Raw genomic sequence first — 25,516 nt, 5'->3', positions numbered from 1 at the left:
TCTTCCCCTTTACTCAACGCAACAGGCTGGTTGGCCCCCCGGCTGTGCTCGTCTGCGTTTCGACGGTCATGGTCGGGGCACTTTCGCTGCTCGCCGGACGCAGGCTCATTGTTCCATGAGGCGGGCCTGGCTCTACGGTTTCGCCGGCCTTGTCCTGCTGGCCTTCTCCGCCGTGGGTGGCTACGCCGCCGATATTCTGCTCAACAACAATTTCAACGAAGTGCGCCCAGGTGAACTCTACCGCTCGGCCCAGCCCGATGCGCTGGAGATCGCCGCTTACGCCAACCGCTACAAGATCAAGACCATCGTCAACCTGCGAGGCAGCAATCCCGGCACGCTGTGGTACGATTCCGAGGTCGCGGCCTCCAAGGTGCTCGGCATCACCCATGTCGATTTCCCAATGTCGGCCAAGCGGCAGCTCACGCTGGCGCAGGCACAGGCCCTCGTCGAAATTTTCAGGACTGCCCAGAAGCCGATCCTGATCCATTGCGAAGCCGGCGCCGATCGCAGCGGCCTTGCTTCGGCCCTCTACCTTGCCGCCGTGAGCAAGGCTGACGAGGCGACCGCCGAGCGGCAGCTCTCCATCCGCTTCGGCCATATCTCGTCGCCGCTCAGCGCCGCCTATGCGATGGATCTCACCTTCGAGAGTCTCGAACCCTGGCTGGGTTTCAAGAACTCCTGATCCCGCCGCCGATGGCAGCGCGCCGCGTTCGTCATTGCGAGCGAGGCGAAGCAGTGACCGTGTCCCCGCCGCTTTTTCGCCTTGTAGCCCTTCTTGAGGCAGGCTTTAGCTCACCAGCGCCTCGATAGCTGGATAGACGGCCGGGTTGCCGGCAATGATAGCATTGCCGTTGCTCAGGCCATCATGGGCCAGGAAGTCGTTCGTGCGCCCGCCGGCGGCATGGATGATGGCGATCGCCGCCAGGCAGTCCCAGGAATTGATGTGGCTCTCGACATAGCCGAGCAGGCGGCCACAGGCGACATAGCAGAGCGACAACGCCCCGGAGCCATTGCGATGATACATGCCGCCGGCTTCGAGGAGCTGTTCCAGGGTGGCAATCACCGTTTCGGGCTGGATGCGATTGTTGTAGCCCACGCTCACCACGCCGTCGGTCAGCTCGGTGCCCTTCTGGAGTTCGATCGGCCTGCCGTTCAGGGTGGAAGGCGCCTGTAGCCCCCCGGCAAAGAGCTCGTCGTCCTTGGGCGCATAGACCAGGCCGAACTGCAGCTCACCGTCATAGACGAAGGCGATCGACACACACCAAGAGGAGATCCCGCTCAGGAAGGGCTGCGTGCCGTCGATGGGGTCGACCACCCAGATGCCACGCTTGCTATCGATGCCGACAGGTCCCGTCTCCTCGCCGAAGAAGGCATCCTCGGGATAGGCCCCTGCGATGAGCTTCTTGATCAACAATTCGGTCTGCAGATCGGCCTCGCTCACCACATCCTGTAGGCCCTTGCTCTTGACGGTCAGGGAACCAAGCTCGTTGAAATAGCCCAACGCGAGCGCTCCCGCCTCCCGGATCAGGCCATGGGCGAAGGAATAACGCTGATAGATTGGATCAGACACCGTCTCTAGTCCTTTGAATTTTATTGAATTCCGCGAGTCGCCGTCGCGATCGACCTTGGGGTTCCCGCCCTTGTATCTCCATTTTTGCAGCGACGCTACGCCGGAGGCTAATGTTCAGACTCATCACTGCCATGAAACTTTGTTGCGTCTCAGCTTCTCGATCTATTGACCGTCCCGGTTGTTCCTGAAAGCTTGTCCGGACGCATTCCAGACATGAGCGTACGAGGCGCATGAACCAGTCCAGTCGCTCTCCTTTGCTAAAACCAGTTCGCACCATCGATACGGCCTGGATTACCCTGAGCGACGGCACGCGCCTGGCGGCAACGATCCGGCTTCCGCAGGATGCCGAAGCCTCGCCTGTCCCCGCAATCCTCGAATATCTGCCCTATCGGCGGCGGGACGGCACGGTGCTGCGTGACCGGCAGACGCATCATTATTTCGCCGAACGCGGCTACGCCGCCGTGCGTGTCGACATGCGCGGTTCCGGCGATTCCGACGGTATCCTCTATGACGAGTATTTGCCGCAAGAACAGGAAGACGCCGTCGAGGTGATCGCCTGGCTCGCCGCCCAACCCTGGTGCAGCGGGAGCGTGGGCATGATCGGCATTTCCTGGGGCGGCTTCAACGGGCTGCAAGTGGCGAGCCATCGCCCGCCTGCGCTGAAGGCCGTCGTCACGCTATGCTCCACCGATGACCGCTATGCCGATGACTGCCATTTCATGGGTGGCTGCCTCCTCAACAACAGCCTCGCCTGGGGTTCGACCATGTTCGCCTTCGGCGCCCAGCCGCCCGATCCTGAGGTCGTGGGCGAGCGCTGGCGGCAAATGTGGCTTGAGCGCATCGAGAAGGCGCCTCTGCAGATCAAGGCCTGGATCGAGCACCAGCTCTATGACGATTACTGGAAGCAGGGATCGATCTGCGAGGACTACAGCTCGATCACCGCAGCCGTCTATGCCGTGGGCGGATGGGCGGATGGCTACAGCAATGCCATTCCGCGCATGCTCGCTGGCCTCAAGGCGCCGAAAAAGGGGCTGATCGGGCCTTGGGGCCATGCCTATCCGCACATCGCTCGTCCCGGCCCCGCCATCGGCTTCCTGCAGGAGGCGCTGCGCTGGTGGGATCATTGGCTGAAAGGCAAGGATAGCGGCATCATGGACGAACCGATGCTGCGCGTTTGGATGCAGGAGAGCCAGCCGCCGGCGACGACTTATCCGGAACGACCCGGGCGCTGGGTGGCGGAACCAGCCTGGCCTCCGCGGGATCGCGAGGCCCTCACTTTGCACCTTGCACCGCATCGATTGACGCGGGAGCGCTGCGAGGACGACAGCGTGATCATCGCCTCGCCGCTCGCGACCGGAGTCACTTTCGGCGAGTGGTGCCCTTATGGGCTCGACGGCGAATTGCCGCTCGACCAACGGCCTGACGACGGCCGCTCCGTGGTGTTCGATACCGCCCCGCTCGCGGAGCGCCTCGAACTCCTCGGCGCGCCAGTAGTGAGCCTCCATGTCGCCTGCGACAAGCCGACCGGCATGATCGCCGCCCGGCTGGAGGACGTCTCGCCCGATGGTGCCTCGACGCTGGTCTCCTACGGCCTCCTCAATCTTACCCATCGCTACGGCCATGAAGAGGCGGTGCCGCTCGTGCCGGGCAAGCGCTTCAGCATCAGGCTCGCTCTCAACGACATTGCACAGGCCTTTCCCGGCGGCCACCGCATCCGCCTGGCGCTGGCGACCTCACACTGGCCTATCGCCTGGCCCTCCCCGGACCATGCTCGGGTGACGCTGTGGACGCGGGAAAGCACGCTGACCCTGCCCGTCCGCGCTCCTTCTGCACTGGATGAAACGCTGGCGCCCTTCCTGCCGCCCGAACAGGCCGAGCCCGAACCCGTCGTTCTGCGCAAGCTGGCGGGACGCAATCGCGAGGTGGCCGAGGATCCCAGTACCGGCGCCTGGACGGTGACCGTGCATCGCGAGCGCTCGTCCTACGACATCGCCGCCATCGATCTTTCCTTCGACGCCAGTTCCGTGGAACATTATCGCATTGGGGAAGGCGATCCCTCCTCGGCCCAGGCCGATACGGGCTCGACATGGCAGCTCAGGCGGGGCGATTGGCATATCGTGACCAAGACCCACACCAATCTTCGCTGCACGCCCGCCAGCTTCGAGGTCGAGGCGCGGATGGATGCTTTCGAAGGAGAAACGCGGGTGGCCAGCCGAAACTGGAAATACAGTATACCCAGGAACGGTGTGTGATTTATTACTTAATCCGATCTAGGTATGTATTTTGGTATAGGCGTTCCCTTTCGGACGTGCAAAGTTCTGGAATCCGCTCGCAAGGCGTCATGAAACAAAACCGCAAGCATGGGAGATCGCGATGTCATATGAATTGTCCAGGCGCCACGTCCTGACGGGTGGCCTTTCGGTATTGGCCGCGGCGACGCTCGGGCTGCCGCACCCCGCTCTCGCCGCGGCGGCCGGCAAAGACAGCATCGTTGTCCGCATGGAGACCGATCTCACCAACCTCGATCCGGCCAACCGCACCGGGCCGATCGACAATAATGTGATCTGGTCGGTGATGCAGGGCCTTGTCTCCTTCAAGCCGGGCACCACGGAATGGCAGCTCGACGCGGCCGAGGAGATCACACAGGTCAGTGACACCGAGATCTCCTTCAAGCTGCGCCCGGGCCTGAAATTCACCGGCGGCTATGGCGACCTCACCGCCGAGGATGTGAAATATTCCTTCGAGCGTTTCATCAAGCCCCCGAATGGCAAGCCGGTCGTCTACGCCAAGGACTGGGCGCCGCTCGACCATGTCGAGGTTACCGGGCCCCTCAGCGGCCGCATTATCCTCAAGGCGCCTGCCCCAGCCCTGTGGGTGATCGCGCTTGCCGACGGTTCCGGCCGCATCGTCTCCAAGAAGGCCTATGAAGCCCTCGGCGACAAGGCCGAGACCACGCTGATCGGCTCCGGCCCCTATATGCTGAAGGAATGGACGCCGCGCGAGCAATTCGTGCTGGCCATCAATCCCGACTATGCCGGCCCGATCAAGCCGACCTTCAAGGAGATCGTCTGCAAGCCGATCGGCGAGCAGAAGACGGCGGAGATCGCCTTCCAGTCCGGCGAGGTCGACTTCACCATGATCGAGCCCGAAAGCGCCAAGACGATGGAGGGCGTGGCCGACAGCAAGGTGCTGCAGATCCCGGCCATCGATTATGTCTGGTTCGGACCGAACATGACCAAGAAGCCCTTCGACGACATCCGCGTGCGCCGGGCCATTCGCCTTGCCGTCGATGTCGATGCGATCCTGCAGGGCGCCTATTCCGGCCTCTATCCACGCGCCAACGCCATGATGGCCGAGAGCCTGCTCGGCTATTGGAAGGACGCGCCGGTCTATCAGCGCGATGTCGACGGAGCCAAGAAGCTGCTGGCCGATGCCGGCCTCGCCGATGGCTTCAAGACCAAGCTGACCATCCAGTCGACGGCCCGCTTCCAGGCCATCGCCGCCATCATCCAGGCCAACCTGGCCGATGTCGGTATCGAGGTCGAGATCGATGCGCTCGAATCGGCCGCCTTCTGGGCGCTTGGCGAAGGCGATACCAGCAAAGACCTCGAACTCTCGCTGGTGAAGTTCAGCGGCAAGTTCGACCCGAGCTTCCAGAGCCAGTGGTTCACCACCGCGCAGATCGGACAATGGAATTGGCAGCGTTTTTCCAGCAAGGTCTATGACGATCTCGACGCGCTCGGCTCCAAGACGGTAGATCCGGCCAAGCGGGCTGAGATCTACATCAAGATGCAGAAGCTGATGGACGACTCGGCCGCCTTCATCTGGATCACCCACAACACCAATGCCTTCGCCACGCGCAGCTGGCTCAAGCCCGGCCTCCTGCCCAATGGCAATAGCTGGCTGTTCACCGGCTTCACCCAGGCGTGATCGCCTTCCTGGGAGCGCGGGCTTCCAGTCCGCTCTTGGAAACGAATCGTCCTACGATGAAGGAAGAGCGGACATCGCAACATTCATCGCCGATGTAATGTTGCTGCGATGTCCGCGCTCCCAGGCTACTTCATGTCCTATACCCTGCTTCGGCATCTCTTCTTCAAGCTGGCCTCCTCCGCGCTGGCGATCGTCGGCGCGGTGGCGTTCATGCTGCTGCTGCCGCGCCTGATCCCGGGGGATGCCGCCACGGTGATCCTCGGCCCGCGCGCCACGCCCGAGGCGGTCGCCGCGCTGCGCAGCCGCATGGGACTGGATCTCAGCTTCCCCGAGCAGTTCCTCGGCTTCTTTGCCCGGCTGTTCCGGGGCGATTTCGGCGTGGATGCGGTGAATAGCCGGCCGATCGCCCAACTCATTGTCGCCGCCCTGCCGAACACCATCATCCTGGCCCTTTCCGCCATGGGCCTTGCCCTGCTCTTCGGCGTCCCCCTCGCATTGTTGTCGGCGCGCCGGCCGGGCGGCTGGTTCGACCGCGTCAGCGCCTTTGCCAGCGTCGGCTTCGTCGCCGCCCCGAGCTTCGTGGTCTCGATCCTGCTGTTGCTGTTCTTCGCCAAGCGCCTCGGCTGGTTTCCAGTGCTCGGCGCCGGCGAACCCGGTAATATCCCCGACCAGTTGCACCACCTCGTCCTGCCGGCCTTTGCGCTTGCCGTCGGCTGGATCGGTTATATCGCGCGCCTGTTGCGCTCCTCCCTCCTGGAAGTGCTGGGCGAAGCGCATATCCGCACCATGCAGGCCTATGGTGTCTCGGAAGGGCGCATCCTGCTGAAATATGCCCTGAAGCTTGCGTGGATCCCCACGCTTGCCATCGTCGGCATGGGTATCGGCGAACTCCTGGGAGGCGCCGTCTTCGCGGAGGTCATCTTCAATCGGCCCGGGCTCGGCACGCTGGTGGTCAAGGCGATCCTGGAGCGCAATTACACCATCGCCCAGGGCGGCATGTTCGTCATCGTGGCGCTCTTCGTGCTGGCGACGCTGATCGCCGACCTCTTGCAGTCCTTCTCCGATCCGCGCGAGCGCCAGCGGCTGATCGGGCAGAGGGCGACGGCATGACCACCAGCGAACTCCTCAAGCGCGTGCTGGCGCGGCCGGGCGGCGGCTTCAGCCTGGTGGTGGTGGCCCTGCTGATCCTGCTGGCGCTCGCGGCGCCCTGGCTTCCCCTGCCCCAGCCCAACGCCATAGCGCCGATGCAGCGCTTCCAGAATCCCTCGCTGCTGCATTGGCTCGGCACCGACCAGCTCGGCCGCGACCTCCTCAGCCGCAGCATCTATGGCGCCCGCATCGCGCTCGGCATCGCCGCCTCGGTGATCGCCCTGTCGCTCACCATCGGCGTCGCCCTCGGCATCCTCGCGGCATTGTCGCCCAAGATTATCGACCAGGCCCTGCAGGCCCTGTTCGATGTGGTGCGTTCCTTCCCCACCCTTATCCTGGCTCTCGCGCTGGTCGCCGTATTCGGGCCCGGGCTCGGCAATATCGTGTTGCTGGTCAGCGTCGTCTTCATCCCGATGTTCGGCCGCGTGGCGAGGGCGCAGACCATCGCGCTGCGCAACAGCCCGTTCCTCGAAGCCGAGAAAGTGCTGGGCGCCCAGCGTTGGCGCATCTTGCTGCATCATGTCGTGCCCAACATCATCGGGCCGATCTTCGTGCTCGCCAGCATGAACATTCCGGTGGTGATCACCATCGAGGCCGGCATGAGCTTCCTCGGCCTCGGCGTGAAACCACCGCTGGCGAGCTGGGGCAGCCTGCTCAATGACGGCTATACCTATCTCGACCAGTCGATGTGGCCGACCCTGATCTCCGGAGGCGCCCTGATCCTGGCAACGCTCGGCTTCTCCCTGCTGGGCGAAGCCCTGCGCGACGCCATCGATCCCAAGCTGAGGGTTGAGAGATGAGCGATACCCTGCTGGCGATCGACGATCTCGACGTGCGCTATCCCACCTCCGAGGGCGAGGCGCTGATCCTCACGCATATCGACTTCGCCGTACCCGACAAGACGGTGGTTGGCCTGGTGGGCGAAAGCGGTTCGGGCAAGTCGACCCTGGCGCTCGCCTTGATGGGACTGCTGCCGGAGAACGCCCGGATCTCGGCCTCCAGGGCCCGTTTCGCCGGCCGCGACCTCCAGGGCCTGCGGCCCGCCGCCGTCTCCTCCCTCCGGGGAGAGGCCATCGCCATGGTGTTCCAGGACCCGATGACGGCCTTGAACCCGCTCTTCACGGTCGGCACGCAGCTCGTCGACATCCAGCGGCGCAAGCGGCCGAATGAGTCGCGCAAAGCCCTGTGGGAGCGCGGGCGTGCCATGCTGGAGCGCGTCGGAGTGCCCGATCCGGCGGCGCGCATGCACCGCTATCCGCATGAATTTTCCGGCGGCATGCGCCAGCGTGTCGTCATCGCCATGGCGCTGCTGGTCGAGCCGCGCCTGTTGATCGCCGATGAGCCGACCACCGCGCTCGACGCCACCATCGAAGCCCAGATCGTCGAGATCCTGAAGGACCTGCGCAACGAGATCGAGGGTTCGGTCCTGGTGATCAGTCACAGTTTCGGCCTGATCGCGGAACTCTGCGACAGCGTGGTGGTGCTCTATGCCGGCGGTGTCGTCGAGACCGGCCCGACGGCGCAGGTGCTGACCGCACCGCGCCACCCCTATACCAAGGCCCTGCTTGCCTGCGAAATCGACCCCTATGCGCTCTTCGAGCCTGGCGAGCGGCTCGCCACCATTCCCGGCGTGGTGCCCAACCCCGCCAGGCGCCCGGCAGGCTGTTCTTTCGCCGCGCGTTGCGCCTCTCGCCATGAGCGCTGCAGCGAGCCCCCGCCTTTCGTGACACTGACGCCCGGCCGCGGCGCCGCTTGCTGGCTGGAGGTGCCCGCATGACGACGCCTGCCCTCGCCCTTGATCGCCTGACCGTGCGCTACCAGACCCTACAGGCTGTCGACGGCCTCTCGCTGCAGATCCAGCCAGGCGAGACGCTCGGGCTGGTCGGCGAGAGCGGCTGTGGCAAGTCCTCCCTGGCCCGTGCCATCGTGCATCTCGCCGACAGCGAGGGCGGCATCCGGATCGACGGAGAGGATGTGGGCGACAGGATGCGCCGGGACGCCCGTTTCGTGGCCGCCAAGGTGCAGATGCTGTTCCAGGATCCGATGGCCTCGCTCTCCCCGCGCATGACCATTCGCAAGCTCTTGGAAGAGCCGCTTCGTATCCACGGCCGCTTCAATCGGGAGAACTGGGCGGAGATCGAAAGCCTCGCCGCGGATCTCGGCCTGGGACAGCAGATCCTCGGGCGCTACCCCCATCAGATCAGCGGCGGCCAGGCCCGGCGCGTCGCGCTGGTAAGGGCGCTGGCGGTCAAGCCCAGGATCCTGATCGCCGATGAGCCGACCGCCGGTCTCGATCTCTCGGTACAGGGTGACCTGCTCAATCTGCTTGCGGGCATGAAGCAGCGCTTCGGCCTCAGCTATCTCCTCATCTCCCACAATCTCAATGTGGTCGGGCGCGTTACCGACCGCGTGGCGGTGATGTATCTCGGCCAGATCGTCGAGAGCGGTGACACGGCCACCGTCTTCCGCGCGCCCGCCCATCCCTATACCGCCGCCCTGCTCTCCGCGAACCTCACGGTCGATCCGGCGCGCCGGCGCGAGCGCATCGTGCTGAAGGGTGAACTGCCCAGCCCCCACAATCCACCGCCGGGCTGCCGTTTCCACCAGCGCTGCCCGCATGTGCAGGATCTTTGCCGGGGCACGGCGCCTGTGCCGACGAGGTTGGACGACGGTCGCACCGTCGCATGCCACTTCCCGCTGGCGGGGAGCGGTGCAGAAAGAAAGGCAGAGCTGGCGTAAAAAATGTGCCGATTTCCAGGTCGGCACTTCTCGTGAGAGGCCGGTGTCTCCGTGCCGATCTGGAGGTCGGCTAACTGAATCCCACTCTCTGAACACCAGCTTGCTGGTTCACTGATTTCAAACGCTCACCACAACGCGCAAACGCCCTCGTTCCCACGCCCTTTCCGGCTGGGTTGATGAGGAGACCGAGCGATGGCGGCTGCCGAGCAGCCGTGAAAGCAGGATCATGGAAGATGCAGGCCGCACTGTCGGTGCAGGCCGCCATCGCCCCGTTCCGGCTGCCCGGCACGCTGACAAGGCGTGCAAGGCCACCTGTTTTTCCGCCTTATGAAGGCGGAGGCGAGCCAAGAGCGGATGGCACGGACCATCCGAACCTGGCCAGCCGGCTCGGTGAAGGGGCTCAGCGCTGCAGTCCTGGCCGGACAGTGGCATAGGCCGTCTTCACCGCATCGGCGGGAGGTGGGACGAAGGCGTTGCCGGGCTCAAGCCCGTCACGCTCCGTCCAGGGATCACAGGGCACTTCCATGGGGTGCCGATCCCTCTGTCCCGCTCGTCACCCCTGGAGGCCGGCTTCGAAAGAAGCTGGCCGCCGCGCGCCTATCGCTTGGATAGGCACTCGGGGTGGATGGAGGCGTTCGGAGCCGGGTTGACCATACGCCGGCTACTGACGCTTCGTTCCAAGACGGATGAGAGCATGGGAATGAACAGGAGTCAATATCTGTTCTTTTTCTGTTCAACACAATTCAACGCCCGTGTCATCGACGGAGGAGGATGCCACGCAGAGCGCCGTCGATTGATCCTAAAGCTTGGGGGCTTTAAGATCGATTGCCTTGGCTGTCATCCCCGGCTGTATCCTCACAAGCTTTGCTTGTGAGTGTGCTCACGAGCACAGCGAGAGAGAGCGAGGGGAAGGGGATCCAGGGGCCCATAAGGCAGAGACCTTTGGCCCCTGGATCCCCTTCCCAAGGCCTCCGGCCTTGCCGGGGATGACAGCCTCTCCTGTCTCGTTGGCGATCGCGTCTAAAGCCACTTTGCTCTAGCACGGGCGATAGGTTTGACCGGGTGACCAAGGGATCGCTTAGGAACAGGCGCTTCAAGCGTCGCGCCTTTCCTGTTCCGATTCACTTGCCGTTTTGACGACCCTTAGTCGATGTCCTCGACCCCCTCCGGGCCACCACCATAGACACGCTGGGCCAAGGCCGATTTCATGAAGTCGTCGAGGTCGCCGTCCAGCACGTCGCCGGGCGTGCCGGAGGTGTAGCCGGTGCGCGTGTCCTTCACCATCTGGTAGGGCTGCAGCACGTAGGAGCGGATCTGGTGGCCCCAGCCGATGTCGCTCTTGCCGGCATGGGTCGCCATCGCCGCTTCCTCGCGCCGCTTGAGCTCGGCCTCATAGAGGCGCGCCTTCAGCATGCCCCAGGCCGTGGCCCGATTCTTGTGCTGGGAGCGGTCCTGCTGGCAGGCCACCACGATGCCCGAGGGCAGATGGGTGATGCGCACCGCCGAGTCGGTCCGGTTGACGTGCTGGCCGCCGGCGCCCGAGGCGCGATAGGTATCGATGCGGCAGTCCGACTCGTTGATCTCGATGTTGATGCTATCGTCGATCACCGGATAGACCCACACGCTGGCGAAGGACGTATGCCGCCGGGCATTGGAATCATAGGGTGAGATGCGCACCAGGCGATGCACGCCCGATTCCACCTTGGCCCAGCCATAGGCCTTCTCGCCTTTCACCACGATCGTCGCCGACTTGATGCCCGCGGTTTCACCATCGGTGAAATCCATCAACTCGACCTTGAAGCGGTGCCGTTCGCCCCAGCGCGTATACATGCGCAGCAGCATATTGGCCCAGTCCTGGCTCTCGGTACCGCCGGCGCCAGAGTTGATTTCGATATAGGTGTCGTTGCCGTCGGCCTCGCCGGAGAACAGAGCTTCGAACTGGCGCTCGACCACTTCCGTTTTCAGGCTGGCGAGAGCCGCCTGCGCTTCGTCGACGATGGAATCATCGCCATCGGCCTCGCCGAGTTCGGCAAGCTCCAGCGTTTCGTCGAGATCCTTCTCGATGCGAACGAGCGAAGACAGCCGATCATCGAGATCGGTGCGCTCGCGCATCAGCTTCTGCGCCTTCTCGGCATCGTTCCAGAAGTCGGGCTGCTCGGTGAGGTGGTTCAGCTCTTGCAGGCGGGCGTAGGAAGTATCCCAGTCAAAGATGCCTCCTCAGCAGTCCCGCAGACTGCTTGATGTCGTCCGCAAGGGACAGGATTTCAGCGCGCATAAGTGAATCGCCCGTTTGGATTGTTTAGCCGGGCTCCATATAGGCAAGCCATCGGCTGAGTGAAAGAACGAATATGGGGTGCTGCCCGCGGTAGCCGGAGGGCCTCAATAAAGATCGCCGGTTCCAGCCGAGACCGCGCCGCCGCCACCGCCAGCTTGCGGGCCACCGCTTTCGCCGAAGCCGCCGCCCGAACCGATCACAGAATAATTGTCAGGCGGCGCCGTGCCGGGCTTGAAGGCTTCAAGGATCGCGCTTGCACCATCGGCCCGCAAACCGGATTTGCGGTCGATGCTGATGAGCTTGAGGCCGGGCGGCACACGGAATGGGACGGGCGCCTTGTCGGCCAGGGCTTGCTTCATAAAGGAGCCGAAGATCGGGGCAGCGAGGCTGCCGCCTGTCACGGCATTGCCGATATGGCGCGGGTTATCGTAACCAAGATAGAGGCCGCAGACGAGATCCGGGGAGAAGCCCACGAACCAGGCGTCCTTCTCGTCGTTGGTCGTGCCGGTCTTGCCGGCAAGCGGGCGGTTGAGCGATTTCAGGATCTGCGCCGTACCATGCTGGATCACGCCCTCCAGCATCGATGTGACTTGATAGGCCGTCATCGGATCCAGGACCTGCTCGGCATTGTCGATCAGCTTGGGTTCGTCCTGGTTGCTCCAGCTATCGGCGTTGCAGCCTTGGCAGACACGCTCATCATGCTTGTAGATCGTATGGCCCCAGCGATCCTGGATGCGGTCGATCAAGGTCGGCTTGATCAGGCGACCACCATTCTCGATCATGCCGTAACCGGCGACCATCCGCATTACGGTGGTGCCACCTGCGCCCAGAGCCATGGAAAGATAGGGCGGCAGGTCGTCATAGACGCCGAACCGGCGGGCATATTCGGCAACCAGCGGCATGCCCATATCCTGGGCGAGGCGAACGGTCATGACGTTTCGGGAATATTCGATGCCGAAACGCAGGGTCGCCGGCCCGTAGAACTTCCCGCCGTAATTTTCCGGCCTCCAGGTATCCTGGCCATTCCCCTGGTTTACCTCGATAGGCGCATCGTTCACCAAGGTCGCGGGCGTGTAGCCACTGTCGAGCGCGGCGGCATAGACGAAAGGCTTGAAGGAGGAGCCCGGCTGGCGCTGGGCCTGGGTGGCGCGGTTGAACTCGGACTGGTCGTAGGAGAAGCCGCCGACCATGGCGAGCACGCGCCCGGTATAGGGATCCATCACCACCATGGCGCCGGAGATCTCGGGGATCTGGCGCAGGCGATAGCTGCCATCCGCCTGCGGCTCGACATAGACGACGTCGCCGGGCTTCAGCACCTGGCTGACCTTGCCCACCGCCTTGCCGCGCAGTGGGCCGCTTGCCCAGCGTGCCCATTTGACGCCATCGAGGTTGACAGCGCCAGTCGGCCGGTCGCCCGAGACATTGCCGGAGCGGTCGAGCGGCGGCTGCAGGCCGATGCGGGCGCTGGCGTCGCCGGATTCGAGCACGATGGCGAGCTGCCAGGGCGCGATGTCGCTCAGGCGCTTCTCGGCGCCGAGGGTCACGCCCCAATCCTCGCCGAGATCGACATTCTTCACCGGCCCACGATAGCCGCCGCGCTCGTCGAAGCGCACCAGCCCTTCGACCATGGCGGCGCGGGCTTCACGCTGGAGCTTGGGGTCGAGCGTGGTGCGTACGGACAGCCCGCCCTCATAGAGCTTGTCCTCGCCATAGCGCTCGGCGATTTCGCGGCGGACTTCCTCGGTGAAATAGTTGGCGGCATAGGTCTGGGCGCCATTTACCATGCGGGGATTGATGGCGAGCGGCTCGGCCTGGGCCTTCTGGCCCTCTTCCTTGGTGATATAGCCGTTCTCGACCATCTGGCCGATCACCCAGTTGCGGCGCTCAATGGCGGCATCGTGCTTGGTGATCGGATTGTAGTTGTTCGGCCCTTTCGGCAGCGCCGCCAGATAGGCGCATTGGGCAATCGACAATTCGTCGACCGATTTGTCGAAATAATTGAGGGCCGCGGCGGCGACGCCGTAATTGCCCATGCCGAGATAGATCTCGTTGAGATAGAGCTCGAGGATCTTGTCCTTCGGATAAGTCTGCTCGATGCGAAGCGCTAGGATGGCTTCCTTGATCTTGCGGACATAGCTCTGGTCGGGCGCGAGGAAGAAGTTCTTGGCAACCTGCTGGGTGATGGTCGAGGCACCCTGCGGCCTGCGACCGTGATGGGTGAGGTTCGACAGGGCGGCGCGCAGCACGCCCTTGGGATCGATGCCGATATGATTGTAGAAATCATTGTCCTCGGCCGACATGAAGGCATGCGTCAGCAAGGGCGGCACCACCTCGATCGGCAGATAGAGCCGGCGCTGGCGTGCATATTCGGCGAGCAGCGTGCCATCGCCCGCATGCACGCGGGTCATCACCGGAGGTTCGTAATCCTTGAGCGCGGCGGTATCCGGCAGGTCGCGGGTATTGGCCCACACATAGAGGGCGACGAACGAGCCCCCGACAAGGAACAACATCGATGCCGTTGTGAACAAAAATCCAAGGAATCGAACGAGAAGTCTCATCACAACGCTTTCATCGGCAATATCGTCCCCAACCGCGGCGGGCCTGGGGTTAGGGCATGCTGCACCTACGCGCAAGCGGCGCTTTCATCCCCTTCTTTACCATGTCCCGGCAACCGAACCCAAGGGTGGGAGGGGCATGGTTACGCTTTTGCAGGTCGTTTGTGGAGAAACTGCGGCCCGCCCGCAACATATCATTAATGATGTCAGGGCGCTGCAGCGTTGGAGACTGCCGGTTGATTCTGGCGACGCTGCGTAAAAAAGGCGTCCACTGCAGTGACCACGGCATCCGTCGCACGATTTCGCCAATCGTCGGAGGTCAGCAGCTTCACATCGTCCCGGCTGGAGAGATAGCCGAGCTCGAGCAGAACCGAGGGGATGTCCGGCGCCGTCAGCACCATGAAGCCGGCGGAGCGGTGCGGGTTCTTGTTGAGCGTGGCGGCGGCTTGGAACTCGTCGATCAGCACCTTGGCAAAACGGTTGGAGAAAGTCTTGGTCTCCCTCCGCGTGAGGTCGATCAGGATGTCGGCGACATCGCCGGGTTCGGCCGTGAGATCGACGCCGGCGATGGCGTCTGCCTTGTTTTCCTGTTCGGCGTAGCGAGCGGATTCGGCGTCGGACGCCTTGTCCGAGAGCGTGTAGATGGTGGCGCCTCTCACCCCGAACGGATCATGCAGCGTATCGGCATGGACGGAGACGAACAGGGAGGCCCGGTTGGCGCGGGCGAACTGGATGCGGCCCGACAGCGTGATGAACGTGTCATCCTCCCGCGTGAGCACCGCGCGATAGCGGCCAGTGGCGTTGATCTTCTCGGCGAGCTTCTTGGCGAATTCCAGGACGATGCTCTTTTCCTGTTCGCCCGAGGGCGAGGTTGCGCCGGCATCGATGCCGCCATGGCCGGGATCGACCACCACGATGGGAAGGCCGGGCTGGATCTCCGGCAGCAGCGTATCGGCGCCCTGCGGAGGCGGCGGTGTCGCCGTCATGTCGGAGGCCTTCTGCGCCGCCACCGTACGAAGGAAGGCCGACCTGTCGGTCTTGACGAGATCGATGACGAGGCGCGCCGGCTGGTTGTCGACCGCATCGAGCAGGAAGGACTTGTCCACCGAAACCGGTCCGGTCGGATCCATGACGATGCGCGACTTGCCTTGAGCGATCAGACCGAAGCGATAGGCGCTGATCAGGCCGCGGCCATGCTTGCCGATGTCCGGGGCGATGTTGAAGGCGATCTGAGGCAGGTCGACCACGACGCGATAGGGATCGGCCAGCACGAAGACCCGGAAGTTCAGCTTGTCGGTCGGGCCATTGAGGTCGACGATCAGGCGGGTGCGCTTCTCATCGCCGGCCAGACGCGCATCGCTGGCGACCAGCGCGTCGGCCTGCGCCGGGGCGGGTGCTGTCACGGCCGGCGCCGGGGCGGCTTGCGTCATGGCAGGCACGGGCGCGGGGCCGCCCTGGGCGGCGAGAGCGCCGTGCCAGTCGAGAACAGCCAGCATTCCCAAAACCATCGCGGCGACGAGCTTCATCCCAGCCGTCATCTCCATCATCAGGGCCCGCCCGTCGGCTTGCCCTTTCCGTCGTCCGTGCACATATCCGTGACGAAGTGGCGAAACAATGATGATCGTCGAGAAGCGTGTCTCTTGTGTTAACGCCGCGGGCTCAAAATCCGTGTCCTTCTTGCAACAGGCTACGGAAATCCTTGCCAAATCGAACAAGAACTCGATAAAACAATTTCTGCTCTCGAATGGTTCTCCGACCATGCCGAATTCGAGCATCAGAAGGGCCCCTGCAGACCGGTTGCGCAGCACAGGCGTAACGATCGTATGCGGTGCCGGCCTAGCCGATCGTCATCCGGCTGCTGATGTGTCCTCAGAGGATAAGGAGAATCACCGGTGGTGTGCGGATCGCCTGGCGATCCGGGTTGGCGCGAGCGCCAGTTGGATATCCCGTCCTGCCCATCGACCGAGAGCGCCGTCGCAAGGCCCCTCTTGCGACCCGAACCCGGTGATGGAGCGATGCAGACAATAGCATCCCCCGGACGTAACGAAGTGAAGCAGCGTGCATTCCCTCATGGGATTGCCCGGACACTGCCGCTTTCGCCTTCGGGACATACCAGTCGCCCTTCATCGAGACTTGTCCCCGCCAACAGAGCAAGCGCCTGCCTCATCGGCATGGCTGTGCCGGCCGTGATTGCCGCCAGCCATCCGCATGATCATGGCCGCGCTTGCCAGAGAGAAAATAATAATGGCCAACAAAATGTTGATCGATGCCGCCCACCCGGAAGAGACCCGGGTCGTGGTGGTCCGCGGCAATCGCGTCGAAGAGTTTGATTTCGAGGCAGCCAATCGCAAGCAGCTGCGCGGCAATATCTATCTTGCCAAGGTGACCCGGGTGGAGCCCTCGCTCCAGGCTGCCTTCGTGGAATATGGCGGCAACCGCCATGGCTTCCTCGCCTTCTCGGAAATCCATCCCGATTACTATCAGATCCCGGTGGCCGATCGCCTCGCTCTCCTCGCGGAAGAGCAGCGCTCGCACCGCGACGAGGACGACGAGGACGAGGGCGGAAACGGCAATGGCGGCGGTGAAGGCCGGCGCGGGCGCGATCGTCGCCGCGGGCGCAACCGCGGCCAGAACAGGACGGAAGCGGCCGAGGCCTCTGAGGCCGATGCCAGCGTTTCCGCCCCCGCACCAGAGGCTGAAACCGAAGTCGAGGCCCGCGACGACCACAGCGCCGACGAAAATGGCGGCGGCGAGGAAGGCGGTTCCGGCGGCATCGTCGAAGTCGGTTCCGGCAGCGACGAAGAGCATGTCGAGGCTCTCGGCGGCGGGGATGTGGCTGATGATATCCCCGAGCGCGTGGTGCGCACCCGCAAGCAGTACAAGATCCAGGAAGTGATCAAGCGCCGCCAGGTCCTCCTGGTGCAGGTCGTCAAGGAGGAGCGCGGCAACAAGGGCGCCGCTCTCACAACCTATCTGTCGCTGGCCGGTCGCTATTCGGTCCTGATGCCCAACACGGCACGCGGTGGCGGCATCTCCCGCAAGATCACCAATGCGGTCGACCGCAAGCGCCTCAAGGCCGTGGCCGGCGAGCTGGACGTGCCGGATGGCATGGGTGTCATCCTGCGCACCGCCGGCGCTTCGCGCACCAAGGTCGAGATCAAGCGCGACTTCGAATATCTGCTGCGCCTGTGGGAGAATGTTCGCGACCTCACGCTGAAGTCCGCCGCGCCCACGCTGGTCTATGAAGAGGGGTCGCTGATCAAGCGTTCGATCCGCGATCTCTACAACAAGGATATCGACGAAGTCATCGTCGCCGGCGACGATGGCTACCGCGAGGCCAAGGACTTCATGCGCATGCTCATGCCGAGCCACGCCAAGAATGTGCAGGCTTATCGCGAGGCGGCGCCGCTCTTCCAGCGTTTCGGCGTGGAAGCCCAGCTCGACGCCATGTTCTCGCCCAGTGTGAACCTGAAGTCCGGCGGCTATATCGTCATCAACCAGACCGAAGCGCTGGTCTCGATCGACGTGAACTCCGGCCGCGCCACGCGCGAGCACAATATCGAGGACACCGCCCTCAAGACCAATCTGGAAGCGGCGGAGGAAGTCTCCCGCCAGTTGCGCCTGCGCGACCTCGCCGGCCTCATCGTCATTGACTTCATCGACATGGACGAGGGCCGCAACAACCGTACCGTCGAGCGCAAGCTCAAGGATTGCCTCAAGAACGACCGTGCTCGTATCCAGGTTGGCCGGATCTCGCATTTCGGCCTGATGGAGATGTCGCGCCAGCGCATCCGCACGGGCGTCTTGGAATCCTCCACCGAGGTCTGCCCGCATTGCGGCGGCAGCGGCCATGTTCGCTCTGTCACGTCGGTGGCGCTGCACATCCTGCGCGCCCTGGAAGACCAGCTCCTCAAGAGCGCCACGCACAACCTCGTGCTGCGCACCCGCACGGCCACCGCGCTCTATGTGCTCAACCACAAGCGCGGCCATCTCTATGCGCTCGAAGCCCGTTTCGGCGTGCTGATCACCGTCAGCGCCGATGAGACCATTGTCGGCAGCCAGAACTACCTGATCGAACGCGGCGAACTCGCCACCCCGCAGGAAGTGCGCCCGGCAGTGACCACGGTCCAGGTCGACTCCTTCCCGCCCGTCGAGGAAATCGTCGAGGTCGAGGAAGAGGAGATCGAAGAGGAGGAGGACGAAGAGTCCGAGGCCCCGAAGGGCGGCCGCAAGTCGCCTCACCATCGTGCCGAAAGCGAAGGCGAAGGCGGCGAAGGAGGTCGCAAGCGCCGCCGCCGTCGTCGTCGCCGGCGGGGTAATGGCAGCGCCGAGGCGGAAGCGCCGACCACTGCCGCGTCGAATGAAGAGGGCAACGAGGTTGGTGGCGAAGCGATGGTTGCCGAGTCTTCGGAAGTTGGCGCGGCTGAGACCGTGTCCGTCGCCGAGACCGCGGCTGCCGAGCCCTCCGAGGATGAGAAGGCCGAGGCCGGCAAGCGCCGCCGCCGAGGACGCCGTGGCGGACGCCGCGGCGCCGAGGACGAGGCTGCACCGGCTGTGGAAGCTGCCGAGGCAGTTGCGCCCGACGTTGTGACCGTCGATGCCGAGCCGGCCCCTGTGCCTGTGCCTGCGGAAGCGACTGCCGACGAAAAGCCTGCCAAGCCCAAGCGCCGCGGACGCAAGCAGGTGCCGATCACCGTCGAGGCCGACAGCGTGCCTGTCGCGGAAAGCATCCCGGAACCCGCGCCTGCCCCTGTCGTGCCCGAACCGGTCGCCGCAGCGCCGGAACCCCAACCGGAACCGGTGCCCGAAGAGGCGCCCGCACCGGTCGTGCGCGAGGTCGCGGTTTCCAATCCCTCCGCCTATGTCTATGTCGACGCCGTCGACCCCGCCAAGCCCAAGAAGGCAGGCTGGTGGTCCAAGAAGTAAAAGTCTGACCGCAAGGCCAGCCGACGCCGCACTGGAGACCAGTGCGGCGTTTTCGTCTGCGGGGCATTGGCAGGCGGCGTTCTTTCAAGATAGGTTCACGAAGGGGGCACTGCGATTTCCCCATCAATCAGATGAGGAAACCGCGTGATACCCCTTGATTTCCCAACACAAACCCTTCCGTTGCCACCCGTGACCAGCAAGCACCATTACGAGAAGGTCGCCTTTGTCGCGAGCACCGCGCCCTCCGCACGCAAGGCGCTCAAATCGCTGACGGCACGCTACGGCAATGTGCCGCCCGGCGAGGCGGATGTGATCGTAGCGCTCGGCGGCGACGGCCTGATGCTGCAGACCCTGCACAAGCAGCGCGGCCGCAAGATCCCGATCTACGGCATGAACCGCGGCTCGGTGGGCTTCCTGATGAACGAGTTCCGGGAGAACGATCTCAACGAGCGCCTATCCAAGGCGCGCAAGAGCGTGGTGCATCCCCTCAGCATGAGCACCACCGACATACACGGCCAGTGCACCAAATCCTACGCGATCAACGAGGTCTCGCTGCTGCGTGCCAATTTCCAGGCCGCCAAGCTGCGCATTTCCATCGATCGCCATGTCCGGCTGGAAACCTTGATCTGCGACGGGCTCATCCTCTCCACGCCGGCTGGATCGACCGCCTATAATCTCTCCGCCAACGGCCCGATCCTGCCGCTGGACGCGCCGCTGCTGGCATTGACGCCGATCTCGGCCTTCCGCCCGCGGCGCTGGCGCGGCGCCATCCTGCCGCAGCGTGCCCATGTCACCATCGAGGTGCTGGAGCCGGCCAAGCGCCCGGTCAACGCCGTCGCCGACAATTTCGAGGTGAAGGATGTGCAGCGGGTCGAGATAGCCATGGATTCGTCGCAGGATCTTGTCATGCTGCACGATCCCGGGCATTCGCTCGATGAGCGCATCCTGCGCGAACAATTCGACTGGTAGCCGCCATGCGCTTCCTCCGCCTCCTGTGCCTTGCATCGGGCTTGATCGTTCCGGCGGCCGGCTTCGCGGCGCCGGCCTCGGTGCAGGACGATCAGATCACGCTCACCGGCCCCATCGTCGAGAATTTCATCGCAGCCCATGGTGAGTTGTCGACACTGGCAGCCCAGCTTACCAGGAAATATGGCGACCGTTCGGAGACGCCGGGCGATGACCCGGTTGCCTCCCTGCCCGCCTTCGACAACGTTCCCGAAGCCAAGGCGCAAACCCAGGCTCTTCTCGCCAAATTTCACTACAAGGATTTCGATGAGCTCGAGATCGTCACCAATTCGGTGATGCTCGCCTACCAGGCGGACGTTCCCGATAGCGGGGATGACCAGGCCACGCCCGACGGCTCGAAGGTCGATCTAGACGCCGACAAGGCCAAGGCGAAGGCGGAGGTCGAGGCCGACACCAGCCTGACGCCGGACAAGAAGAAGGAGGCATTGCAGCAGATCGAGGACCAATACGCCTCGCTGCAGGATTCAACGCCCCTGCCCGGCAACGCCGAGGCCGTAAAGCCCTATCTCGACAAGCTCAAGCCGATAGCTGAATCCAATTGATCGACCAGTGGATTGCGAATGAACCACGATTCCTACCCGGATGAGTACATCAACAATATCCTGCGCAGCGTGCGCAGCATCGCCATGGTCGGCGCTTCGGCGAACGAGGTCAGGCCGAGTTTCTTCGTGCTGAAATATCTCAAGCTCCGCGGCTACCAGATGTATCCGATCAATCCGGGCCTGGCCGGCAAGACCATCCTGGACCTGCCGGTCTATGCCAGCCTGGCGAAACTGCCTGTCCCTGTCGACATGATCGACATCTTCCGGAATTCGGAAGCAGCCGCCGCTGTGGTCGATGAAGCGCTGGCCCTGCCCGTACTGCCCAAGGTGATCTGGATGCAGCTCACCGTGCGCAACGACGCCGCGGCTGCAAAGGCCGAGGCGGCCGGCATCAGGGTGGTGATGAACCGCTGTCCCAAGATCGAATATGGCCGCCTCTCCGGCGAGATCGGCTGGGCCGGAGTCAATTCACGCGCGCTTTCCTCCAAGCGCCCTACACGGGACACGCGCGGTTTCCAGCGCCTCGGCCTGCGCGAGTAGGTCCGAGTGCGCGGGCATCTTGCCCTTTCTAAAACCGCCCTGCTTGCGGGAAGCGAAGAATGGGCACGAGGCCCGCGCGCCCGGAAGGGCTATCCCGCGGCATCTTGACGACGCACCCTTTTATCAGACGAATACATACCCCAGAAAACGATCTCAGGAGGAAATGATGTCGGCCGAGCAGCAACCGGGCTTTTCGACGCTTGCCATCCATGCGGGCGCGCAGCCTGATCCGACCACCGGCGCCCGTGCCACGCCGATCTACCAGACGACATCCTTCGTCTTCGATGACGTCGACCACGCGGCTTCCCTGTTCGGTCTGCAGGCTTTCGGCAATATCTATTCGCGCATAGGCAATCCCACCAACGCCGTGCTTGAGGAACGTGTCGCGGCCCTGGAAGGTGGCACGGCCGCGCTCGCCGTTGCCTCGGGCCATGCGGCGCAAGTGCTGGTCTTCCATGCCCTGCTGCAACCCGGCGACGAGTTCATTGCCTCCAACAAGCTCTATGGCGGCTCGATCAATCAGTTCACCCATTCCTTCCGCTCTTTCGACTGGAATGTGCGCTGGGCCGACGCCAACGATCCTTCGAGCTTTGCCACGGCAATCACCCCGAAGACCAAGGCGATCTTCATCGAATCGATCGCCAATCCGGGCGGGATCATCACCGATATCGCGGCCATCGCCGCCATTGCCAAAAAGGCCGGCATCCCGCTGATCGTCGACAACACACTCGCCTCGCCCTATCTCTGTCGTCCCATCGAATTTGGCGCCGACATCGTGGTGCACTCGGCCACCAAGTTCCTCGGCGGGCATGGCAACTCGATCGCCGGCGTCATCGTCGACGGCGGCAAGTTCGACTGGCTGTCGTCCGGGCGCTATCCCTTCCTGTCCTCGCCCCGGCCTGAATATGGCGGCATCGTCATCGGCGAGACCTTCGGCAATTTTGCCTTCGCCATCGCACTGCGTGTGCTCGGCCTGCGCGACCTCGGCCCGGCGCTCTCGCCCTTCAACGCCTTCCTGATCCTCACCGGCATCGAGACACTGCCGCTGCGCATGCAGAAGCATTCCGACAATGCCCTGGCGGTCGCAGCCTATCTCTCGGAGCATCCAGAGGTGTCCTGGGTGTCCTATCCCGGGCTCGACAGCGACCGCTACAATGCCCTTGCCCGCAAATATTGCCCGAAGGGCGCCGGCGCGGTGTTCACTTTCGGCCTCAAGGGCGGCAACGAGGCGGGCGTGAAACTGGTCTCGAATGTGAAGCTGTTCTCGCATCTCGCCAATGTCGGCGACACGCGCTCGCTGATCATCCACCCGGCCTCGACCACGCACCGCCAGCTCTCCGACGCGCAGAAGGTCACCGCTGGTGCCGGCCCGGACGTCGTGCGCATTTCGGTGGGCATCGAGGACGTCAAGGACATCATCGCTGACCTCGACCAGGCCTTGGCCACGGGCTGACGTTTATCGGAGTGCGTCGTCAGGCCTCTGATTCAAAGGGTATTCGAAAGATGAAAACGTCCTGCGCTAAGATCGAATCGGCGAACAACAGCATATCGCTGGAGTCCCGGAAAGCGGCGAGGTCCAAACCTTGAGAAGTCGAAATTCACGTCAATGATCATAGAACCACCACCCCCCAAACCGCGTGTAATGGTAATCGGTACAGGTGGAACCATCGCGTCTTCCGGAGCTGGAGCCGTCGATCTTCACAATTACAGCGTCACGAGCACTGTGCAGGAGATACTCGCCGCCGTGCCGGAAGTGGCCGAGCTTGCCGAGCTTACGAGCGACCAACCCGTCAGTGTCGATAGTTTCAAGATCGACAATCCAATCTTGTTGGCAATAGCAAGATCCGTCCTGGCAGCGGTGGCGAATCCTCGGATCGATGCTGTCGTCGTGACGCACGGCACGGATACGCTCGAAGAGACCGCCTATTTCCTGCATCTGGCCGTAAGGACAGTCAAACCTATCGTGGTGGTCGGCGCCATGCGTCCGGCAAACGCATTGAGCGCCGACGGGCCTTTGAACCTTTATAACGCCGTGCTGATCGCGACTTCGCACGCTTCATCGGGTAAGGGGGTCCTGATCGTTGCGAATAATCATGTCTTTGGCGCGCGGGACCTGGCAAAGCGTGACACGTCAGCCATTGGGGCAATAGAGGGTATGAAATACGGCATACTCGCCGAGATTTCCGGGGATCGTGTAGACTTCACGCACTTCCCCGCAAAGCCGCATACTGTTCACAGCGAGTTTGACCTGGCGCAGGTCGAAGCACTGCCCGATGTCGATATCATGTTCGACCACCAAGGAGCGGGCGACCATCTTTATCGGGCTTCCCTCGAGGCCGGCGCAACGGCGATCGTCGTCGCCGGAATGGGGAATGGCAGCCTGTCGGTGGGAGCACGGCAGGGGGCGTTGCTGGCGCATCAAATCGGCATTCCCTTCATTCGCGCCAGCAGAACCGGACAGGGCATCGTGGCTCCCCTCAAGAGCGACGTGGCGCTCGGCATCATCGCGGGTAACTCGCTGACACCGCAAAAAGCTCGCATCCTGGCCATGCTGGCAATCGCGCATCGTAAGTCGGGCGCTGACCTCCAGGCAATTTTCGACAGATACTGAGCGTTTCCGGCCGCTGAAGCGTTTTGCAATTTTTGGCGAGGGCAGCCGGCGCCTCTGGGTCGGAAGCGATTGCAACCGTTCAGAGATCACCGGAAATCCAGTAAAGCCGAGGCTCTTGCCGCGTTCCCGCCAGGTTCCTCAGACCGGTGAGCCAGAACTACCGGGCTGGGCGAGCCTCTCGGTCCCAGCCGTCAGCCGTTGCGCATGCACGGTCACGGCGGCGAGCAGGATGACGCCGGCAAGCTGGTGCAGGATCGCCGACCACAGCGGCACCACCAGCAGCAGCGTCATGATGCCGATGCCGGCCTGCGCCAGAGCGATCAGCGTTATCAGCACGGCACGGCTGCGGGCCGCGCCGCTGCCCTGGCGAAGGGCCACGAAGCCCTGGATCAACGCCAGGATCACGATGAGATAGGCTACCATGCGGTGCTGGAACTGCACCGTCAGCACATTCTCGAAATGGTTCACCCAGCTTGGCGCCATGATGTAGAGATTGCCGAGCGTCGGGAGGAAGTGCCCGTCCATCAGCGGCCAGGTGTTGTAGGACAGGCCTGCGCGCAGGCCCGCCACCAGCCCGCCCATGAAGATCTGTGCCACCACAAGCGGCACCAGTCCGAAGGCGATCGCCCTGGCGAGGCCGGGCAGTACACCACCGTCACGCCTGTCGGCCAGCGAGGACGCCACCCAGGTGATGGCGAGGAAGATGACGCAGGCGAGCGTGAGGTGCATCGCAAGACGATATTGCGAGACCTCCGTGCGATCGGCCAGGCCCGAGGCCACCATCCACCAGCCGAGCGCCCCCTGGCTACCGCCGAGCGCCAGCAGCCCGACCAGTTTCCAGGTGAGCTCGCGCGTCAGCCAGCCCTTGAGCCAGAACACCAGCATAGGCACGAAGAAGACGAAGCCGATCAGCCGGCCGACGAGGCGATGCGTCCACTCCCACCAATAGATGAATTTGAACTCGTCGAGCGACATGCCGAGGTTCAGCTTCACATATTGCGGGATCTGCTTGTAGCGCTCGAATTCCGCCGCCCAGTCGGCATCGGAAAGCGGGGGGATGGTGCCGCGGATCGGCTTCCATTCGGTAATGGAAAGGCCCGATCCCGTCAGCCGCGTGGCGCCGCCGAGCACCACCATGCCGACCACCATCAACGCGACCAGGATGAGCCAGGCGCGGATGATGCCGTAGTAACTGGAGGTGCTGCTGGCCGTCACCCTGCCACCCGCGATTGCCGTCACGCTGTCAGCCTTTCGAAATTCGTCGCATCGCGCACCGGAATATCCTGCACGTTTGCGTCTGATGCGTTAGAAGGCGCACAGATACAGAAGACACCGGCCTACGGCAACGCGTACTCGCGTCGCAGCCAGGCCTGACGATGGAGCCGGAGCGAATGGCCCAGGACTACAAGCCCCCTTCCCTGCGCAAGCTCGCCGGCGCCCTTGCCATGCTGGTGCTCGTGGTGGTCTACGCCCTCTTCGCCACCGCCTTCGCGCAGGGGCGCATCACCGAGGCCTCGCCCTGGCTGCAGCTGCCGCTCTACGCCATCCTCGGCATCGCCTGGATCTTCCCGGCAATGGCGATCATCAAATGGATGGAGAAGCCGGGGAGGAAGTAGCGCCCCGGAATTGCAGGCATCCTTGCCCATACGCGCC

General features: G+C 63.5%; 20 protein-coding genes. 14 read left to right on the top strand and 6 right to left on the bottom strand.

All coding sequences use genetic code 11. From position 1 onward, the window contains the following. Positions 1-115 precede the first annotated feature (115 nt). Positions 116-682 carry a dual specificity protein phosphatase family protein gene (locus QQL24_RS09480; RefSeq protein WP_284311733.1) on the top strand — a complete coding sequence of 189 codons (567 nt, stop codon included), beginning with the start codon at positions 116-118 and terminating at the stop codon, positions 680-682. A 105-nt stretch (positions 683-787) separates the two neighbouring features. Here QQL24_RS09480 and QQL24_RS09475 read toward each other — a convergent pair whose 3' ends face one another. After that, positions 788-1,570 carry an inositol monophosphatase family protein gene (locus QQL24_RS09475; protein WP_284311732.1) on the bottom strand — a complete coding sequence of 261 codons (783 nt, stop codon included), beginning with the start codon at positions 1,568-1,570 and terminating at the stop codon, positions 788-790. Between the two features lie 230 nt (positions 1,571-1,800). Between QQL24_RS09475 and QQL24_RS09470 the strand changes: the two genes are divergently transcribed. The 6 genes from QQL24_RS09470 to QQL24_RS09445 all read left to right on the top strand — a co-directional run bounded on the left by QQL24_RS09470 (position 1,801) and on the right by QQL24_RS09445 (position 9,388). After that, positions 1,801-3,822, top strand: coding sequence for a CocE/NonD family hydrolase (locus tag QQL24_RS09470; protein ID WP_284311731.1), 2,022 nt, complete (start codon positions 1,801-1,803; stop codon positions 3,820-3,822). Positions 3,823-3,943: 121 nt separating this feature from the next. Beyond that, on the top strand, positions 3,944-5,500 hold the full coding sequence (locus QQL24_RS09465; RefSeq protein ID WP_284311730.1) for an ABC transporter substrate-binding protein: 1,557 nt from the start codon (positions 3,944-3,946) through the stop codon (positions 5,498-5,500). Positions 5,501-5,632: 132 nt separating this feature from the next. After that, on the top strand, positions 5,633-6,610 hold the full coding sequence (locus QQL24_RS09460) for an ABC transporter permease (RefSeq protein ID WP_284311729.1): 978 nt from the start codon (positions 5,633-5,635) through the stop codon (positions 6,608-6,610). Then, on the top strand, positions 6,607-7,449 hold the full coding sequence (locus QQL24_RS09455) for an ABC transporter permease (RefSeq protein WP_284311728.1): 843 nt from the start codon (positions 6,607-6,609) through the stop codon (positions 7,447-7,449). Before QQL24_RS09460 ends, QQL24_RS09455 begins: the two co-directional genes overlap by 4 nt. Further along, the gene (locus QQL24_RS09450) at positions 7,446-8,426 is read left to right on the top strand and encodes an ABC transporter ATP-binding protein (RefSeq protein WP_284311727.1); all 981 of its coding nucleotides are present in this window, start codon (positions 7,446-7,448) and stop codon (positions 8,424-8,426) included. The genes QQL24_RS09455 and QQL24_RS09450 overlap by 4 nt, the downstream gene beginning before the upstream one ends. Continuing rightward, on the top strand, positions 8,423-9,388 hold the full coding sequence (locus QQL24_RS09445; protein ID WP_284311726.1) for an oligopeptide/dipeptide ABC transporter ATP-binding protein: 966 nt from the start codon (positions 8,423-8,425) through the stop codon (positions 9,386-9,388). The genes QQL24_RS09450 and QQL24_RS09445 overlap by 4 nt, the downstream gene beginning before the upstream one ends. Positions 9,389-9,788: 400 nt before the next feature. On the opposite strand, the gene QQL24_RS09440 is transcribed toward QQL24_RS09445, so the two are convergent. The 4 genes from QQL24_RS09440 to QQL24_RS09425 all read right to left on the bottom strand — a co-directional run bounded on the left by QQL24_RS09440 (position 9,789) and on the right by QQL24_RS09425 (position 15,765). Further along, entirely contained in the window at positions 9,789-9,914 is a 126-nt protein-coding gene (locus QQL24_RS09440; RefSeq protein ID WP_284311725.1) for a hypothetical protein, read from the bottom strand. 617 nt (positions 9,915-10,531) lie between these two features. Further along, a protein-coding gene (gene prfB, locus QQL24_RS09435; protein ID WP_284311724.1) for a peptide chain release factor 2 occupies positions 10,532-11,663 on the bottom strand; the annotation gives its coding sequence in 2 pieces (ribosomal slippage) (positions 10,532-11,593 and positions 11,595-11,663; 1,131 coding nt in all). A 104-nt stretch (positions 11,664-11,767) separates the two neighbouring features. Further along, positions 11,768-14,221 carry a penicillin-binding protein 1A gene (locus QQL24_RS09430; protein WP_284311723.1) on the bottom strand — a complete coding sequence of 818 codons (2,454 nt, stop codon included), beginning with the start codon at positions 14,219-14,221 and terminating at the stop codon, positions 11,768-11,770. Positions 14,222-14,424: 203 nt separating this feature from the next. Continuing rightward, a complete protein-coding gene (locus QQL24_RS09425; protein ID WP_284311722.1) occupies positions 14,425-15,765 on the bottom strand; it encodes an N-acetylmuramoyl-L-alanine amidase in 1,341 nt (446 codons plus the stop codon). Between the two features lie 697 nt (positions 15,766-16,462). Between QQL24_RS09425 and QQL24_RS09420 the strand changes: the two genes are divergently transcribed. From QQL24_RS09420 to QQL24_RS09395, 6 genes are all read left to right on the top strand, one after another. Then, positions 16,463-19,144, top strand: coding sequence for an Rne/Rng family ribonuclease (locus tag QQL24_RS09420; RefSeq protein ID WP_284311721.1), 2,682 nt, complete (start codon positions 16,463-16,465; stop codon positions 19,142-19,144). Positions 19,145-19,333: 189 nt separating this feature from the next. Further along, on the top strand, positions 19,334-20,113 hold the full coding sequence (locus QQL24_RS09415; RefSeq protein ID WP_284311720.1) for an NAD kinase: 780 nt from the start codon (positions 19,334-19,336) through the stop codon (positions 20,111-20,113). 5 nt (positions 20,114-20,118) lie between these two features. Next, on the top strand, positions 20,119-20,712 hold the full coding sequence (locus QQL24_RS09410; RefSeq protein WP_284311719.1) for a hypothetical protein: 594 nt from the start codon (positions 20,119-20,121) through the stop codon (positions 20,710-20,712). An 18-nt stretch (positions 20,713-20,730) separates the two neighbouring features. Then, the gene (locus QQL24_RS09405) at positions 20,731-21,252 is read left to right on the top strand and encodes a CoA-binding protein (RefSeq protein WP_284311718.1); all 522 of its coding nucleotides are present in this window, start codon (positions 20,731-20,733) and stop codon (positions 21,250-21,252) included. Positions 21,253-21,418: 166 nt separating this feature from the next. Next, positions 21,419-22,705: an O-acetylhomoserine aminocarboxypropyltransferase gene (locus tag QQL24_RS09400; protein ID WP_284311717.1), complete on the top strand. Its 1,287-nt coding sequence runs from the start codon at positions 21,419-21,421 to the stop codon at positions 22,703-22,705. A 189-nt stretch (positions 22,706-22,894) separates the two neighbouring features. After that, the gene (locus QQL24_RS09395) at positions 22,895-23,863 is read left to right on the top strand and encodes an asparaginase (RefSeq protein WP_284311716.1); all 969 of its coding nucleotides are present in this window, start codon (positions 22,895-22,897) and stop codon (positions 23,861-23,863) included. Between the two features lie 138 nt (positions 23,864-24,001). Here the strand turns inward: QQL24_RS09395 and QQL24_RS09390 are convergent, their stop codons facing one another. Beyond that, positions 24,002-25,102: a COX15/CtaA family protein gene (locus QQL24_RS09390; protein WP_284311715.1), complete on the bottom strand. Its 1,101-nt coding sequence runs from the start codon at positions 25,100-25,102 to the stop codon at positions 24,002-24,004. Between the two features lie 152 nt (positions 25,103-25,254). Here QQL24_RS09390 and QQL24_RS09385 point away from each other — a divergent pair, with 152 nt between their 5' ends. After that, entirely contained in the window at positions 25,255-25,479 is a 225-nt protein-coding gene (locus tag QQL24_RS09385) for a DUF2842 domain-containing protein (RefSeq protein WP_284311714.1), read from the top strand. Positions 25,480-25,516: the final 37 nt, after the last annotated feature.

This window comes from Labrys miyagiensis (assembly GCF_030160835.1).
GTDB classification, from domain to species: Bacteria; Pseudomonadota; Alphaproteobacteria; order Rhizobiales; family Labraceae; genus Labrys; species Labrys miyagiensis.
The sequence above is the reverse complement of the archived record's forward strand: the minus strand, read 5'-3'. Positions and strand labels throughout refer to the sequence as shown.